Here is a 15,461-nt window from a genome sequence, read left to right on the forward strand (position 1 = left end):
CCACAGCAACAACCACAGCCACAGCAACAACCACAGCCACACGCAGGTCGGCAACGAAACGGTACGTACGCGCATGATCCTCACCGTCACCCCCAACCCCTCCCTCGACCGCACCTACGAGGTCCCCTCGCTGGACCGCGGCGAGGTCATACGGGCCACCGGCGATCGGATGGACCCGGGCGGCAAGGGCGTCAACGTATCGAGGGCGGTCGCCGCCGCGGGTGCGGAGACGCTCGCCGTCCTGCCGCTCGGCGGTGCGCCCGGCGCGCTAGTCGACCAGCTCCTCGACGAGCAGGGCATCAAGGTCGCGCCGGTGTGGGTCGCGGGCCAGACCCGCTCGAACATCGCGGTGGCCGAACCGGACGGCACCCTCACCAAGATCAACGCGACGGGGCCCGAACTGACGTCGGTCGAGGCCGAGCTGCTGCTCTCCGCCGTGCGGGAGCGATCCGCCGGAGCCGACTGGATCGCCTGCTGCGGCAGCCTTCCGCGCGGGCTCGCCCCTTCCTGGTACGCGGATCTCGTGGCCCGCGCGCACGCCGCGGGCGCCCGTATCGCCCTGGACACCTCGGGCCCGGCGCTGCTCGCGGCGCTCGCCGAGCGGCCCGACGTCGTCAAGCCGAACGCGGAGGAGCTCGCCGAAGCGGTGGGCCGCCCCCTGGCGACGGTCGGCGACGCGGTCAAGGCGGCCGAGGAACTGCGGGAGTTGGGCGCGCGGGCCGTGCTCGCAAGCCTCGGCGCGGACGGCCAGCTCCTGGTGGACGACTCGGGCAGGTACTTCGCCAGCGCCCCGGTCGCCACCGTACGCAGCAACGTGGGCGCCGGTGACTCCTCCCTGGCCGGTTTTCTCATCGCGGGCGGCACAGGACCCACGGCGCTCGCCTCGGCGGTGGCGCACGGCGCGGCAGCGGTGCAACTCCCCGGCAGCGCGATGCCGACCCCGTCCGACCTCGCGCCCGACGCGGTCACGGTCACGTCGGAGGTCCCCCTGGACCGCGTACTGACGGAGCCGGTGACATGACTCCCCACCCCCACAACCCCCACAACCCCTGCACCTCCCGCAACTCCCGCATGGATTTCAGCTCCACCCCCGTCCCCACCCCCGCCCCCGCCCTCCGGGCGATACGCGTGCGAAGGAGCCCGCGATGAGCGAGATGATCACCGCGGAACTGGTCGACCTCGAAATCGACCGGTCCGCCGGAACCAAGGAAGCGGCGGCCCGTGCCCTCGCCGAGCGCATGGTGTCCCTGGGCCGGGTGACCGACCTGGACGGATTCCTCGCCGACGTGGCGGCCCGCGAGGCGCAGATGCCGACCGGGCTCGACGGCGGCATCGGCATCCCGCACTGCCGTAGCGCCCATGTCACCGAGCCGACCCTCGCCTTCGGCCGCTCGGCCGACGGCATCGACTTCGGGGCGCCGGACGGACCCGCCGACCTGATCTTCCTGATCGCCGCTCCGGCCGGTGCCGACGACGCGCACCTGACGATCCTGTCGTCCCTCGCACGGCAGTTGATGGACGAGGAGTTCACGAGCGCGCTGCGGTCCGCGACCGACGCGGAGTCGGCGGCGGCTCTGATCGCCGGGGGCAATGGGCGGGCGGACGGGGAAGCCGCCGCGCGCAGCGCGGCGGAAGAACCCACCGGGCCGCAGCCGGAAGACGACCCGCCCGCGGCGGAGCCGTTCCGCATCGTGGCGGTCACTTCCTGCCCGACGGGCATCGCCCACACGTACATGGCGGCAGAGTCCCTGGAGAACGCGGCCCACGAGGCAGGCGTGGACATCACGGTGGAGACCCAGGGCTCCGCGGGCTTCACCCGCCTCGACCCGGCGGTCATCGCCTCCGCGGACGCGGTCATCTTCGCGCACGACGTCCCCGTACGGGAGAAGGACCGTTTCGCCGGTAAGCCCACCGTCGACGTCGGCGTGAAGGCGGGCATCAGCAGGCCCGCCGAGCTCATCGCGGAGGTCAGGGCGAAGGCGGCCCGTGGCGAGACCACCGCGGACGTCGGCCCGAGCCCCGTCGACAACGCCGGTGACAGCACGGACGGCTACGGCACCAAGCTGCGCAAGTGGCTCATGTCCGGCGTCAGTTACATGGTCCCCTTCGTCGCGGCGGGCGGCCTCCTCATCGCGCTCGGCTTCGCCATCGGCGGCTGGAAGATCGACAAGGCGCCGTCCGTCGCCGAGCACTTCGTGTGGACGGACACCACCAGCTGGGCCGCGCTCCTCTTCCAGATCGGCGGCCTCGCCTTCGCCTTCCTGGTGCCGGTCCTCGCGGGCTACATCGCGTACGGAATGGCCGACCGGCCAGGGCTCGTCCCCGGATTCGTCGGCGGTTCTGTGGCCGTCACCATCAACGCGGGCTTCCTCGGCGGTCTCGCGGCGGGCCTGATCGCGGGCGCGGTCGTCATGGGCATCCAGCGCGTGAAGATCCCCACCGTCCTTCGCGGCATCATGCCCGTGGTCGTGATCCCGCTGATCTCGTCGGCGGTCGTCGGCTTCCTGATGTTCCTCGTCGTCGGAAAGCCCATCGCCTCGCTGCAGAGCGCGCTCACGGACTGGCTGGAGGGCCTCTCCGGCGCCAACGCCATCATCCTGGGCGTCATCCTCGGCCTGATGATGTGCTTCGACCTCGGCGGTCCGCTGAACAAGGTCGCGTACGCCTTTGCCGTCGGCGGCCTCGCCAACCCGACCGAGGGCAGCCTCAAGGTCATGGCCGCCGTGATGGCGGCCGGCATGGTCCCGCCGCTCGCGATGGCTCTCGCCACCACGGTCCGCGGCCGGCTCTTCACCAAGACCGAGCGCGAGAACGGCAAGGCGGCCTGGTTCCTCGGCGCCTCTTTCATCACGGAGGGCGCGATCCCGTTCGCCGCGGCCGACCCGCTGCGGGTGATCCCCGCGTCGATGGCGGGCGGCGCCGTCACCGGCGCCCTGTCGATGGCCTTCGGCTGCACGCTGCGGGCCCCGCACGGCGGCATCTTCGTGGTGCCGCTCATCGGGCAGCCGCTGCTCTACCTCGTGGCGATCCTCGCCGGTGTCGGCGTCTCGACCGTGTCGGTCATCCTGCTCAAGGGCACCCGGAAGCAGGCCCCTTCGGAGAGCGGCGCCACGGCTGAGGAAGCTGTGGCGGAGGAGCGCGTTCCGGCGGCTGTCTGAGCGGCGGTCTGAGCGGTTGTCTGAGCTGCTGACTGAGCTCTTATCTGGGCTTCTGTCTGAGCTCTGACTGTTCGGCCCCTATGAGGGGGGTTGTGCGACATGCGTCACTTCGGGACGTAAGTCCTACAACCCCCCTGTCGTAAGCCCCGGATCGTGTTGTCTACTGTGCGGCATGCTCCAGAATGTCTCGATCCTCCAGCAGGCAGGCGTGGCCGTACTGGCCGTGGCGACCGCAGTCTGGGCCGTGGGCCTGGTGCGGGTGCTGCGTCGCGACCGAGCCGACGTGGACGTCTGGCGTCAGTCCCAGGCGCTGCGTGCGCTGCCCGCACAGACGGGCCCTCCGCGCGCGGAGACGGCCGAGCTGACGGCGGCCGAGCGGGCCGCCTTCGCCGTTCTCGTGCGGCAGTTCGACGACGGCAGGCCGTAGGCGACGGCCTGTCCTGAGCGACGGCAGGTCGTAGCGACGGCCGGTTCTGGGCGACGACAGGTCGTAGGTGACGGCCGGTCCTGGGCTACTTCGTACGCTGCTGCGGAATGCTCCGCGCGCGCTGGTCCATCGCCGCGCGGGCCGCTTCCTCGGAGACGTACACCTCGCACCGGTGCCGCTTGTCGGGCGTGACCGTGTGCTCGACCTCCCAGAGGCTGAGCTCGCTGCCGTCGAAGAGCAGGAACGCGTGCTCGTAGAGCGAGAAGCAGAGGCGTGCCTCGCCCGCGAGGAAGGGGCGGCCGAAGGCCTGGGTGATCTGGTGCGCGAACGCCGAGCGCAGTAACCGCTCGATGTCCTCACCGGGCCGCCCCTCGACCACCGAGTTCTCCGCGCGGCGCAGCAGCCTGCGCGCGTGGTCGGCGGAGTCGTCAGGGACGTACATGTGCCGGGGTTCGTAGGCGACCGGGAGCTGGAGCACGACCGGCTGCTCGCAGCCGCCGGCGGGAGTGTCGGGCGGGAGCGGCAGGCGCGCGGTGGCGATGCCCGCCTCGTCCTCGTCCGCGTACAGCTCGTACTGGGCGTGGCTGCCGGGGCCCGTGTTGTGCACCAGCTCCCAGAGGGTGAGCGCGCCGGCGTCGGCGAGCAGCCACGTGTGTCGGTACGTCTCGCGGTGCAGGCCCGCGCTGTGATGCGCGGAGTGCAGTGAACTGTCGTACGCGAGGGCCGATTCCAGGCGTCCTACGGTGTCGTCCGGCAGGTCGAAGGAGTTCAGGGCGCGGCGAAGAAGCCGCTCGAGATGCTCCTGCGGAGAGTGCGGAGACTTCTGCTCGGCCGACTGTGGCTCGCACGCCGTCTCGTACTCATACGGAACGCTCAAGGTTTCTCCCGGCGTTGCTACATGTCACCTTGTGAGTGCATACCGTAGCCCCTGAGCCGGACATCATGCCCGGGAACCGGAAAACGCACGAGCCGCACGGCAAGTTCCCGTGCGGCTCGCGGTGTTGGGCCTGGTCAGAGGGCTGGACCCGGCGGCTGAAAAAATCAGCCGGCGCTGCCCGCCGTCCACTCGCTCCAGGACATGTTCCATCCGTTGAGGCCGTTGTCCGGGGCGACGGTCTCGTCCGGGGAGCCCTTGACCGTCACGACGTCACCGATGAGGGAGTTGTCGTAGAACCAGGCGCCCGGCGTGCTGGAGTCGCCCGCGCCCTGTGCGTCCTGCAGACCGACGCAGCCGTGGCTGGTGTTGGAGCTGCCGAAGATCGAGGGCGAGCCCCAGTAGTTGCCGTGGATGAAGGTGCCGGACGACGACAGGCGCATCGCGTGCGGGACGTCCTTGATGTCGTACTCACCACCGAAGCCGACCGTGTCGCCGTTCATCCGGGTCTGGGTGAACTTCTCGGCGATCACCATCTTCCCGTTGTACGTCGGGTTCGAGGGGCTGCCCGCGGAGATCGGGATGGTCTTGATGACCTTGCCGTCCCGCTCGACCGTCATCTTCTTGGCGTTCACGTCGACCGTGGAGACCTGTGCGCGGCCGACGGTGAAGCTGACGGTCTTGTTCTGCACGCCGGTGGCGCCGTCCGCGCCCTTCACGCCCTCCAGGGCGATCTTCATCGTGACCTTGGAACCGGCCTTCCAGTACTCCTCGGGCCTGAAGTCGAGACGCTGGTTGCCGAACCAGTGGCCCACGATCTTCTGGCCGCTGTCGGAGGTGACCGTGATGTGCGACTGGACGGACTGCTTCTCGGTGATCGCCTTGTCGAAGTTGAAGGAGACCGGCATGCCGACGCCGACCTTCGCGCCGCCGTCGGGGGTGTAACTCCCGATGAAGCTGTTGTCCTTCGAGACGGTGGTGAAGATCGAGTTCTCGGTCGCTTCCTTGCCCTCGGTGTCCTTCGCGTCGGCCGAGATCTTGTACTTCATCCCGCGCTCGAGCTGGGCCTTGGGCTTCCAGCTCGTGCCGTCACCGGAGAGCGTGCCGTCGACCGCCGCGCCGGTGGAGACCAGGGTCATCTTCACCTCGGTCAGCTTGCCGCCCTCGACCTTGACCCCGGTGGCGTTGATGGAGGCCCCGGTCGAGCCGTCCTTCGCCGAGATGGTGATGTCGGCGCCCTGGGACTTGGACTTGCCGCCCTTGCCGTCACCATCGGCGTCCGCGTCGCCGCCGCAGGCCGTAAGGGAGAGTGCGCCCACGGCGGCAAGCGCGGTGGCCGCCAGAAGGGTGCGCCGCCGGGGCTTGGCTATGTGCGACGTTGTCACGGGTGCTCCATCTTTATGCGAAGTGCGCGTTCTGATCCAGTAGGTGATAAGAGCGACGGGCGGGCGGAAAGGTTCCGTCCGCTTGGTGTGAGGGTGGGCACAGCGGCATGGCCCGCAAGCTGCCCAACTCGCCGCGTTCTGCGGCTATTTATATCTGTACTTCCTGGGAATTCCCTTAGGTAGCGCTTTGGGCTACCTGAGAGCTCTACTGAGACTGCTTGCCGTTGAGGTCGTGGGAGTCGTGGGAGTCGTGGGAGTCGTGGGAGTCGTGAGACCTGTGAGAGCTGTGAGAGCTGTGGGAGTCGTGGCGGTCCTGGATGCCGTAGAGGTCGCGGTACGAGGGGAAGTTGCCGCCCGGTGTCTCCACGGACTCCGCGGCCAGGAGCGCCCGGACGATCGCCGCCGTCACCATGTCCGCGCCCGCCGCGAGGATCTCGTTCAGGGCGAGCGGGTTCTGCGGGGCTCCCGGCAGGGGGCGCTCGCCGGTCGCGAGGGCGAAGACGGTGTCCCCGTCATTGAGGAGATGAACGGGGCGCACGGCCCGCGCCATACCGTCGTGCGACGTTCCGGCGAGCTTCTGCGCCTGCGCTTTGGTGAGTTCGGCGTCCGTGGCGACGACAGCGAGGGTGGTGTTCAGCGTAGGAGGCCCACTCTCGGGGCCGGGGCCGGGGCCTGATCCGGAGCCGGGGCTCGACGCGGCGGACACGGTGGACACGGCGGACGCGGTGGACGCGGCTGCTTCGGCGAGGCGGCGCGTGGCCTCGCCGTGGGTCTCCGGAGCGGGGTAGTCCACCCGCCGTCCCTCGAAGTACCGCCCGTACAACGCGCCCGTATCCGGATCGACCCCCGAGCCCGCCGCGTTCGCCACGACCAGCGCGGCGACCGTGACCCCCGATTCCAGCCTGACGCTCGCGCTGCCGATGCCGCCCTTGACCTTGCCGACCACCGCGCCGGTGCCCGCGCCCACGTTCCCCTCCTGAACCGGGGTGAACGGCTCGGTGCCCGCGGCGGCCTCCACGGCGGCGCGGCCCGTCGTGGCGTCGGGGCGCGCCGTGAAGTCCCCGCCGCGGCCGAGATCGAAGACGCAGGCGGCCGGGACCACGGGGACGACGTGGGAGGGATCGGGGCCGACCCGGACGCCGCGGCCCTGCTCCTCGAGCCACGCCGTCACGCCGCTCGCGGAGTCCAGGCCGTACGCGCTGCCGCCGGTCAGCACGATGGCCTCGACGCGCTGCACCAGGTTGCGCGGGTCCAGGGCGTCCGTCTCGCGGGTGCCGGGGCCGCCGCCGCGCACATCCACGGCCGCGACGGCGCCGCCCGCCGGGGCGAGCACGACGGTGGTGCCGGTGAGGTGGCCTTCGTGCGCCGGGGCGGTACGGGTGGCGTGGCCCACGCGGAGGCCGGGGACATCGGTGAGGGATGTGGGGGATGTGGGGGATGTGGGGGAGGGGCGGGAGCGGGAGGAATCCATGCCGACTTGCGTATCACGCGGGGGAGTTCAGATAGCCCCGCCGCTTCGGGCTGCTGCGTCCAGCGGGTCGGCGGTGACACTCGGCCGCGGGGCGGCGGACGGCCGGGGCCCGCTCGCGCACCGCGTCGGCCCGCGAGGTCCGAAGGCCCCCTGGACTTGGTGTCTTTGGGCCGGTCCGCGGATGCCCTACGCCTCTGCTTCTGAAGGGGCGCACGCGGGAGCGTGGAATCGTCAGGCCCCGGAGCAAGGTCGGGACCCGTAGCGAACTGGGAACCAACATGACATCGCCTGCCGCCCAAGAAACGCCGACCGCACCAGCGGGCACGGCGTACGACCTGGCGCAGTACCGTCCCGGCAAGACCGTCACCGACTGGGAGCCGGAGAACGAACTCTTCTGGAAGTCCATCGGGAAGAAGGTCGCCGCCCGCAACCTGTGGATCGCCGTCCCCGCGCTCCTGGTCGCGTTCGTCGTCTGGCAGGTGTGGTCGGTCACGGCGACCAACCTCACGGACGTCGGCTTCGGCTTCTCCACCTCGCAGCTGTTCTGGCTGACGGCCGTCCCCGGCATCACCGGCGGCACGGCGCGCGTCCTCTACACCTTCCTCGGCCCGATGATCGGCCAGCGCCGCTTCACCGCGCTCTCCACGATCGTCCTGGTCGTCCCGCTGATCTGGCTCGGCATCGCTGTCCAGGACCCGAACACCTCGTACGGCGTGATGGTCGCCATCGCGGCCCTCTGCGGCGTCGGCGGCGCCAACTTCGCCTCGTCCCTCGCCAACATCGGCTTCTTCTTCCCCAAGCGCGACAAGGGCAACGCCACCGGCATCAACGGCGGCCTCGGCAACCTCGGTGTCTCCGTCGTCCAGCTGGTCACCCCGATCGTCATCACCAGCTCGGTCCTCGCGGTCGGCTCGGCCCAGCACAAGGCCGACGGCACGCCCGTGTGGCTGCAGAACGCCGCGTTCCTGTGGGTGCCGGTCCTGGTGATCCTGGCCGTCGTCGCGTGGTTCGGCCAGAACGACCTGAAGGTCGCGTCGACCCCGTTCAGCCAGCAGAAGATCATCTTCAAGCGCAAGCACAACTGGCTGATGACCTGGCTCTACGTCGGTACGTTCGGTTCCTTCATCGGGTTCGCGGCAGCGCTGCCCATGCTCATCAAGACGACGTTCACGCCGATCGACGCGGCCTACTCGGCGGCGACGTACGCCTGGATGGGTCCGGCCGTGGGCGCGCTCGCCCGCTGGGCCGGCGGCTGGATCGCCGACAAGATCGGCGGCGCGAAGGTCACCATCATCTCGTTCGCCGGCATGGCGCTCTCGATCATCGGCGTCATCAGCTTCCTGCCCTCCGGCGGCGACAACGGCAACTTCTGGGGCTTCTTCGCCTGCTTCCTGTGCGCGTTCTTCTTCTCGGGCATCGGCAACGGCTCTACGTTCCGTCAGATCCCGGTGATCTTCCGCGACCAGCACCTGAAGGGCCTGACGGAGGGCACCCCCACGTACACGAAGGCGCTGAAGCAGTCCGAGATGGAGGCGGGCGCCGTCACCGGCTTCACCTCCGCCATCGCCGCGTACGGCTTCTTCTTCATCCCGGCGATGTTCGCCAACTTCGCCGTCACCAGCGCGATGTGGGGCTTCGTGGCCTTCTACGCCAGCTGTATCGCGGTCTGCTGGTGGTTCTATGCCCGCAAGGGCGCGGAGTCGCCGAGCTGAGGCCCCGTCTCTGAGCGGCGTGGGTGGAGTGGGCCGGGTGTGGGAGCACCCGGCCCACTCGTATGCCCATGCCCGGTGTGTCCTTGCCCGGCACCACGAGAGATCCGAGAAATTCTTGTGAATGCATTCACAAGCGAACTTGGGTCCAAAGTCCCGAGAGAAACACCAGGTCAGGGCGAGTACGTCCGGTCGTAGGGGTGAAAAGAAGGGACCTTGGGGCCTGAAGTGGGGACCATCGCGAGGCCCCTGACCGATCAAACCGGAGTGCAATGGACGCATAGCGAAAAGGCGACTCGGAAGGTGCCGGCGATGACTGCCACTCCCGCGGAAACGACAGCGCACGGTCAGGCATGGGACGGCTTCAAGGGCGGCCTGTGGCGGGACGCCATCGACGTCCGCGACTTCGTGCAGCAGAACTACACCCCCTACGAGGGCGACGACTCCTTCCTGACCGGCGCGACCGAACGCACCGCCCAGATCTGGCAGAAGCTCCTCTCGATGTTCCCCGCGGAGAACGAACGCGGCATCTACGACGTGGACGTGAAGACCCCGTCCCGCATCGACGCCTTCGGGCCCGGCTACATCGACGCCGACCACGACCTGATCGTCGGCCTCCAGACCGACGCCCCGCTCAAGCGCGCCATCATGCCCAACGGCGGCTGGCGGATGGTCGAAGGCGCACTCAACGCCTACGGCTACGACGCCGACCCCGAGGTCAAGGAGGTCTACACGCACCTCCGCAAGACCCACAACGAAGGTGTCTTCGACGCCTACACGCCCGAGATCCGCGCCTGCCGCTCCTCCGGCATCATCACCGGTCTCCCGGACGCCTACGGCCGGGGCCGCATCATCGGCGACTACCGCCGCGTCGCGCTCTACGGAGTCGACCGCCTCATCGCGGCGAAAGAGGCCGACAAGGCCCTGCTCGGCGAGGAATGGGCCACCGAGGACGTCATCCGCGCCCGCGAGGAGACCTCCGAGCAGATCAAGGCCCTGGGCGAACTGAAGGCCATGGCGATGTCGTACGGCTACGACATCTCCGCCCCTGCCACCACCGGCCGCGAGGCCGTCCAGTGGCTGTACTTCGCCTACCTGGCCGCAGTGAAGGAGCAGAACGGCGCGGCCATGTCGATCGGCCGCATCGACAATTTCCTCGACATCTACCTCCAGCGCGACATCGAGTCCGGCCGCATCACCGAGACCGAGGCCCAGGAGTTCATCGACGACTTCGTCATCAAGCTCCGCATCGTCCGCTTCCTGCGCACCCCCGAGTACAACGAGGGCTTCTCCGGCGATCCGACCTGGGTCACCTGGTCGATGGCCGGCATCGGCGAGGACGGCCGCCCGCTGGTCTCCCGCACCACGTTCCGCGCCCTGCAGACCCTCTACAACCTGGGCCCGGCCCCCGAGCCGAACCTCACGGTCTTCTGGTCGCGGGAACTGCCCAGGGGCTTCAAGGACTTCGCCGCCAAGGTCGCCATCGACACCTCGGCCATCCAGTTCGAGTCCGACGACCTGATGCGCCCCAAGTACGGCGACGACACCGCGATCGCCTGCTGTGTGTCGGCGATGGCCGTCGGCAAGCAGATGCAGTTCTTCGGAGCCCGCGTCAACGTCGCCAAGGCCCTGCTCTACGCGATCAACGGCGGCCGCGACGAGGTGACGGGTCGCCGCGTCGTCGAGGGCTTCGAGCCCGTCGAGGGCGAGTACCTGGACTACGACACCGTCGTCGAACGCTACGACGCGATGCTCGGCTGGCTCGCCAAGACGTACGTCCACGCGCTGAACGTCATTCACTACATGCACGACAAGTACGCCTACGAGCGCGTCGAGATGGCGCTGCACGACCAGGAGATCCTGCGCACGATGGCGTGCGGCATCGCGGGCCTCTCGGTCGCCGCCGACTCGCTCTCCGCCGTCAAGCACGCCAAGGTCAAGGTCATCCGCGACGAGACCGGCCTCGCCGTCGACTACGAGATCGAGGGCGACTACCCCGCCTACGGCAACAACGACGAGCGGGCCGACGCCATCGCCAAGCGGATCGTCTCGGACTTCATGGGCAAGATCCGGCAGCACCCGACCTACCGGAACGCGCTGCACACCCAGTCCGTCCTGACGATCACCTCGAATGTCGTCTACGGCAAGAAGACCGGCAACACCCCCGACGGCCGCCGCACGGGCGAGCCGTTCGCCCCCGGCGCCAACCCGATGAACGGCCGTGACGAGCACGGCTACATCGCCTCCGCGCTCTCGGTCGCCAAGCTCGACTACGACGACGCCGAGGACGGCATCTCGCTCACCAACACCATCACGCCGGACGCCCTGGGCCGCACGCCCGGAGAGCGGATCCACAACCTCGCCGGAGTGCTCGACGGCTTCATGGCGAGCGACGGCTTCCACATGAACGTCAACGTGCTCGACAAGGCGACCCTTCAGGACGCCATGGAGCACCCGGAGAACTACCCGCAGCTGACCATCCGGGTCTCCGGCTACGCGGTCAACTTCATCCGCCTGACCCGCGACCAGCAGCTCGACGTCATCAACCGCACCTTCCACGGCTCCCTCTGAGCCACCTGGAGCTCTGCCATGACTGCTCTGCTCGACACGGCGACCCCGGAGGCCGCGGAGACCTCGGCGACCCCGCAGACCTCGACGACCCCGGCGGCCGCGGTCACCCGGCGCCCCGTCACCGGCTCCCTCCACTCCTGGGACCTGTCCACCGGCGTCGACGGCCCCGGCAGCCGCTTCGTCACGTTCCTCTCGGGCTGCCCGCTGACCTGCCTGTACTGCCACAACCCCGACACCTGGCGGATGCGCGACGGCAAGCGGACCACCGCCGACGACGTGATCGCGGAGGCCGCCAAATACACCACGTTCATCTCGGCGGCGGGCGGCGGAGCCACCGTCAGCGGCGGCGAACCCCTCCTCCAGCCGGTCTTCACCGGCGAACTCCTGCACCGCCTCAAGCACGAACTGGGCCTGCACACCGCCCTCGACACCTCCGGCTTCCTCGGCGTGCGCGCCACCGACGCCCTGCTCCGCGACGTCGACCTCGTGCTCCTCGACATCAAGTCCTGGGACCCCGAGACGTACAAGAAGGTCACCGGCCGCCCGCTGCGGCCCACGCTCGACTTCGCCCACCGCCTCGCCGACATCGGCAAGGACGTCTGGGTGCGGTTCGTCCTCGTCCCCGGCCTGACCGACGACCCCCGGAACATCGAGGGCGTCGCCCGCTTCGCCGCCTCGCTCGGCAACGTCTCGCGCGTCGACGTGCTGCCCTTCCACAAGCTGGGCGAGGCGAAATGGGACGCTCTCGGCAAGGACTTCACCCTGCGCGACACCCCCTCGCCCACGCCTGGCCAGGTGGTCATCGCCAAGGAGATCTTCGCAGCTCAGGGCCTCCAAGCGGTCTGAAAGCGACCGCGGAGGCAGGGCCCGGCGCCACCCGAACGGCCCAGCGGCCGAGCGGCCCCGATGTGCCCTACCTACGGTTGCTTCATGAGCGCTCCCACCAGCCACAGGCGGACGGGCGACACCTACCGTCCCGGATCCACCATCGAGGACTGGCGCCCCGAGGACGACGAGTTCTGGCGGCCCATCGGCCACAAGGTCGCGGTCCGCAACCTGTGGGTGTCCATCCCCGCGCTGATGCTCGGCTTCGTGGTCTGGCAGGTGTGGTCGGTCACCGCCGTCCGCCTCAACGACGTCGGATTCGGCCTCTCCACCTCGCAGCTGTTCTGGCTGACGGCCATCCCCGGCCTCACCGGCGGCACCTTCCGGATCCTCTACACCTTCATCGGGCCGATCTTCGGCGAGCGGAAGTTCACCGCGCTCTCCACGATCATCCTGATCGCGCCGATGCTCTGGCTCGGCTTCGCCCTCCAGGACACCGGAACGCCCTACTGGGAGCTCGCCCTGATCGCCGCCGTCTGTGGCATCGGCGGCGCCAACTTCTCCTCGTCCATGGCCAACATCGGCTTCTTCTTCCCCAAGAGGGAGAAGGGCAGCGCCAACGGACTCAACGGCGGTCTCGGCAACCTCGGCGTCTCCGTCGTCCAGCTCGTCGCCCCGCTGGTCGTCACGGCCGCCGTACTCGGCGCCCCGGCCGGCGGCTCCCAGCGCGACACGGTCAAGAACCAGGACGTCTGGCTGCAGAACGGGGCTTTCCTCTGGGTGCCGCTCCTGGTGATCGTGGCGCTGCTCTCCTGGTTCCTGATGAACGACCTCAAGGTCGCCGCCGCCCCGTTCAGCCAGCAGAAGATCATCTTCAAGCGCAAGCACAACTGGCTGATGACCTGGCTCTACGTCGGCACGTTCGGTTCGTTCATCGGCTTCGCCGCGGGACTGCCGCTGCTCATCAAGAACAACTTCGCCGCATCCGGCTACCAGGCGACCACGTACGCATGGGTCGGCCCTTTCATCGGCGCCCTCACCCGCTGGGCGGGCGGCTGGCTCTCCGACAAGATCGGCGGGGCCCGGGTCACCATGGTGTCCTTCGTGGGCATGGCCGTCTCGCTGGTCGTCGTGATCAACGCTCTGCCGTCCGGCGGCGACAAGGGCAGCTTCTGGGCCTTCTACATCGGCTTCCTCTGCGCCTTCGCCTTCTCCGGGGTCGGCAACGGCTCGACGTTCCGGCAGATCCCGGTGATCTTCCGGGACCAGCATCTCAAGCAGGCGGAGGGCAAGGGCCTCCAGGCGCAGCAGGCCGCGCTCAAGCAGTCCGAGATGGAGGCGGGCGCGGTCACCGGATTCTCCGCGGCGATCGCCGCCTACGGCTTCTTCTTCATCCCGGCAATGTTCGCGAGCATGGCCGTCACCAGCGCACTCTGGCTGTTCATCGGCTTCTACGCGACATGCCTCGTCGTCTGCTGGTGGTTCTACGCCCGCAAGGGCGCGGAGGCACCGAGCTGAGCGGGGGAGGGGCCGCGCCCCACAGACGTACCCTGGAGAGATGAGCACCGCCCCCGCCCCCGAACCGCACGATCCGAAGGAACCGGAGACCCCGAAGGGTTCCACGGTGCCGAAGAAGCCGAAGAGCGCCCTGGTCTTCGACGACCCTCTGTCGCAGCAGTCTTCGGACGACACGGACCGCGGGTGGGGCGAGCGGCCTGCGGGCGGCGACAGCGCCGCCGACCTGGCCCGCTTCCTCGACGAGAAGCCGCCCCACCACCTCTGAGCCCGAGCTACTGCCCGATCGGCCCCGGGCCTGAAACCGGACCCGCACCCGAGTCCGGGCCCGATCCCGTGCGCCGCTGTGCGACCAGGGCGTCGCGGATCTCCTTGAGGACCTCCAGCTCCGAGAGCTCGATGACCTCCTGCGTGCCCTCCTTCTCGGCCTTCCGCGCGGCCTGCCTCGCCAGGTACTTGGCCATGGGCAGCACCATCAGGAAGTAGACGACGGCCGCGGTGATGAGGAAGCTGAGGGTCGAGCTGAGGACCGTGCCCCACATGATCGGGATGCCGCTCTTGACCGTGCCGTCGGCGTTCGTCACACACGGACTTTGCAGGCACGAGCTGTAGTGGTCGAGATCCTTCGTACCGAAGGCACCGACCAGCGGGTTGATGACACCCTTCACCACGGAGTTCACGATGTTCGTGAACGCGGCTCCGATGACCACCGCGACCGCCAGGTCGACGACATTGCCGCGCATCAGGAAGGCTTTGAAGCCCTCCCAGAGACCCGGTCCGTTCTTCTCGCTCACCACGAGGCCTTTCGTTGCAAGTGCAGGTCGTGAAACAGACAGCTTCGCAACCTACGTCAGGGCCTGGCAGCACTGTCCAATTGGGTCCCACGAATGAGTGACTTGACAGAATGTCAGTGCAGTTGCACATGCCGTGAATCAGCACAGTGTCACCGCCAGTCGCATGCTGCCGCCGGCTCCGGCGAGCCGTGCCGCCGTCGACCGGGGCACGGAGAGCACGACCAACGCCCCGACCTCGGCGGCGCTCGCGGACGTGCCCTCCAGGGGCTCGGGCACCTCGGCCACCATGGCGCCGGCAGCCATCACCCGTGACGTCGAGCCATCGGCGCCGACGACATCGACCCGGTCGCCCCGGTGCAGCAGACGCACCGTCTCCGCGTCGGCGATCCGCACCGGCGCCGCCACCAGGTTCCGGGAGCCGGTGCGCTCATGCTCCCGGGTGGGCGCGGCAGCGGCGGCCGGATGCTCACGCGCCCCTGCCCGTCCGGAATCCCGCACCCGCTCTGCGTCCCGCGGTCCTGCTGCCACGAGCGCGGCCGCGGTGACCGCGAGTCCCACGGCCATCGCCCGCCGTCTGTGCCGCAGCAGCCTTCGCAGCCGGTGCCGCACTTCTCCGCCACCGCGGACGCGCACGGGGGCGAAGTGCGGCACGGGACACAGCGGGGGAGGGGGAGGGGAAGAGATGTCTGAGGAAACATGCGCCACGACGGCCACCGCCTGCGGAGAGTCGAG

At 69.2% G+C, this 15,461-nt stretch carries 13 protein-coding genes; 8 read left to right on the forward strand and 5 right to left on the reverse strand.

The genetic code is table 11. The features are described from left to right. Window positions 1-73 precede the first annotated feature (73 nt). The 3 genes from pfkB to ACZ5CR_RS40385 all read left to right on the forward strand — a co-directional run bounded on the left by pfkB (window position 74) and on the right by ACZ5CR_RS40385 (window position 3,585). Complete coding sequence (gene pfkB / locus ACZ5CR_RS40375; protein ID WP_468867372.1) at window positions 74-1,021, forward strand: 1-phosphofructokinase; 948 nt, start codon at window positions 74-76, stop codon at window positions 1,019-1,021. 124 nt (window positions 1,022-1,145) lie between these two features. Next, on the forward strand, window positions 1,146-3,158 hold the full coding sequence (locus tag ACZ5CR_RS40380; RefSeq protein WP_468867311.1) for a PTS fructose transporter subunit IIABC: 2,013 nt from the start codon (window positions 1,146-1,148) through the stop codon (window positions 3,156-3,158). Between the two features lie 172 nt (window positions 3,159-3,330). Continuing rightward, window positions 3,331-3,585 (forward strand): hypothetical protein, encoded by a 255-nt coding sequence (locus ACZ5CR_RS40385; protein WP_468867313.1) that lies wholly within the window; start codon window positions 3,331-3,333, stop codon window positions 3,583-3,585. Window positions 3,586-3,670: 85 nt separating this feature from the next. Here ACZ5CR_RS40385 and ACZ5CR_RS40390 read toward each other — a convergent pair whose 3' ends face one another. From ACZ5CR_RS40390 to ACZ5CR_RS40400, 3 genes are all read right to left on the reverse strand, one after another. Beyond that, window positions 3,671-4,462 (reverse strand): DUF6227 family protein, encoded by a 792-nt coding sequence (locus ACZ5CR_RS40390; protein ID WP_468867315.1) that lies wholly within the window; start codon window positions 4,460-4,462, stop codon window positions 3,671-3,673. 164 nt (window positions 4,463-4,626) lie between these two features. Further along, window positions 4,627-5,844 carry a L,D-transpeptidase gene (locus ACZ5CR_RS40395; protein ID WP_468867317.1) on the reverse strand — a complete coding sequence of 406 codons (1,218 nt, stop codon included), beginning with the start codon at window positions 5,842-5,844 and terminating at the stop codon, window positions 4,627-4,629. Window positions 5,845-6,049: 205 nt separating this feature from the next. Then, window positions 6,050-7,315 (reverse strand): P1 family peptidase, encoded by a 1,266-nt coding sequence (locus ACZ5CR_RS40400; protein ID WP_468867319.1) that lies wholly within the window; start codon window positions 7,313-7,315, stop codon window positions 6,050-6,052. Window positions 7,316-7,593: 278 nt separating this feature from the next. Between ACZ5CR_RS40400 and ACZ5CR_RS40405 the strand changes: the two genes are divergently transcribed. The 5 genes from ACZ5CR_RS40405 (at window position 7,594) to ACZ5CR_RS40425 (ending at window position 14,203) form a co-directional block, all read left to right on the forward strand. Beyond that, complete coding sequence (locus tag ACZ5CR_RS40405; protein ID WP_468867321.1) at window positions 7,594-9,027, forward strand: NarK family nitrate/nitrite MFS transporter; 1,434 nt, start codon at window positions 7,594-7,596, stop codon at window positions 9,025-9,027. A 309-nt stretch (window positions 9,028-9,336) separates the two neighbouring features. After that, entirely contained in the window at window positions 9,337-11,595 is a 2,259-nt protein-coding gene (pflB, locus tag ACZ5CR_RS40410; protein ID WP_468867323.1) for a formate C-acetyltransferase, read from the forward strand. 18 nt (window positions 11,596-11,613) lie between these two features. Then, a complete protein-coding gene (gene pflA, locus ACZ5CR_RS40415; RefSeq protein ID WP_468867324.1) occupies window positions 11,614-12,441 on the forward strand; it encodes a pyruvate formate-lyase-activating protein in 828 nt (275 codons plus the stop codon). An 84-nt stretch (window positions 12,442-12,525) separates the two neighbouring features. Beyond that, a complete protein-coding gene (locus ACZ5CR_RS40420) occupies window positions 12,526-13,938 on the forward strand; it encodes a NarK family nitrate/nitrite MFS transporter (protein WP_468867326.1) in 1,413 nt (470 codons plus the stop codon). Between the two features lie 40 nt (window positions 13,939-13,978). Next, window positions 13,979-14,203 carry a hypothetical protein gene (locus ACZ5CR_RS40425; protein WP_468867328.1) on the forward strand — a complete coding sequence of 75 codons (225 nt, stop codon included), beginning with the start codon at window positions 13,979-13,981 and terminating at the stop codon, window positions 14,201-14,203. A gap of 7 nt (window positions 14,204-14,210) precedes the next feature. Here ACZ5CR_RS40425 and mscL read toward each other — a convergent pair whose 3' ends face one another. Both mscL and ACZ5CR_RS40435 read right to left on the reverse strand, forming a co-directional pair. Beyond that, window positions 14,211-14,729: a large conductance mechanosensitive channel protein MscL gene (mscL, locus tag ACZ5CR_RS40430; protein ID WP_468867330.1), complete on the reverse strand. Its 519-nt coding sequence runs from the start codon at window positions 14,727-14,729 to the stop codon at window positions 14,211-14,213. A 138-nt stretch (window positions 14,730-14,867) separates the two neighbouring features. Then, window positions 14,868-15,380 (reverse strand): hypothetical protein, encoded by a 513-nt coding sequence (locus tag ACZ5CR_RS40435; protein ID WP_468867332.1) that lies wholly within the window; start codon window positions 15,378-15,380, stop codon window positions 14,868-14,870. Between the last annotated feature and the right edge of the window lie 81 nt (window positions 15,381-15,461).

Source organism: Streptomyces sp. NPDC031274 (assembly GCF_055570235.1).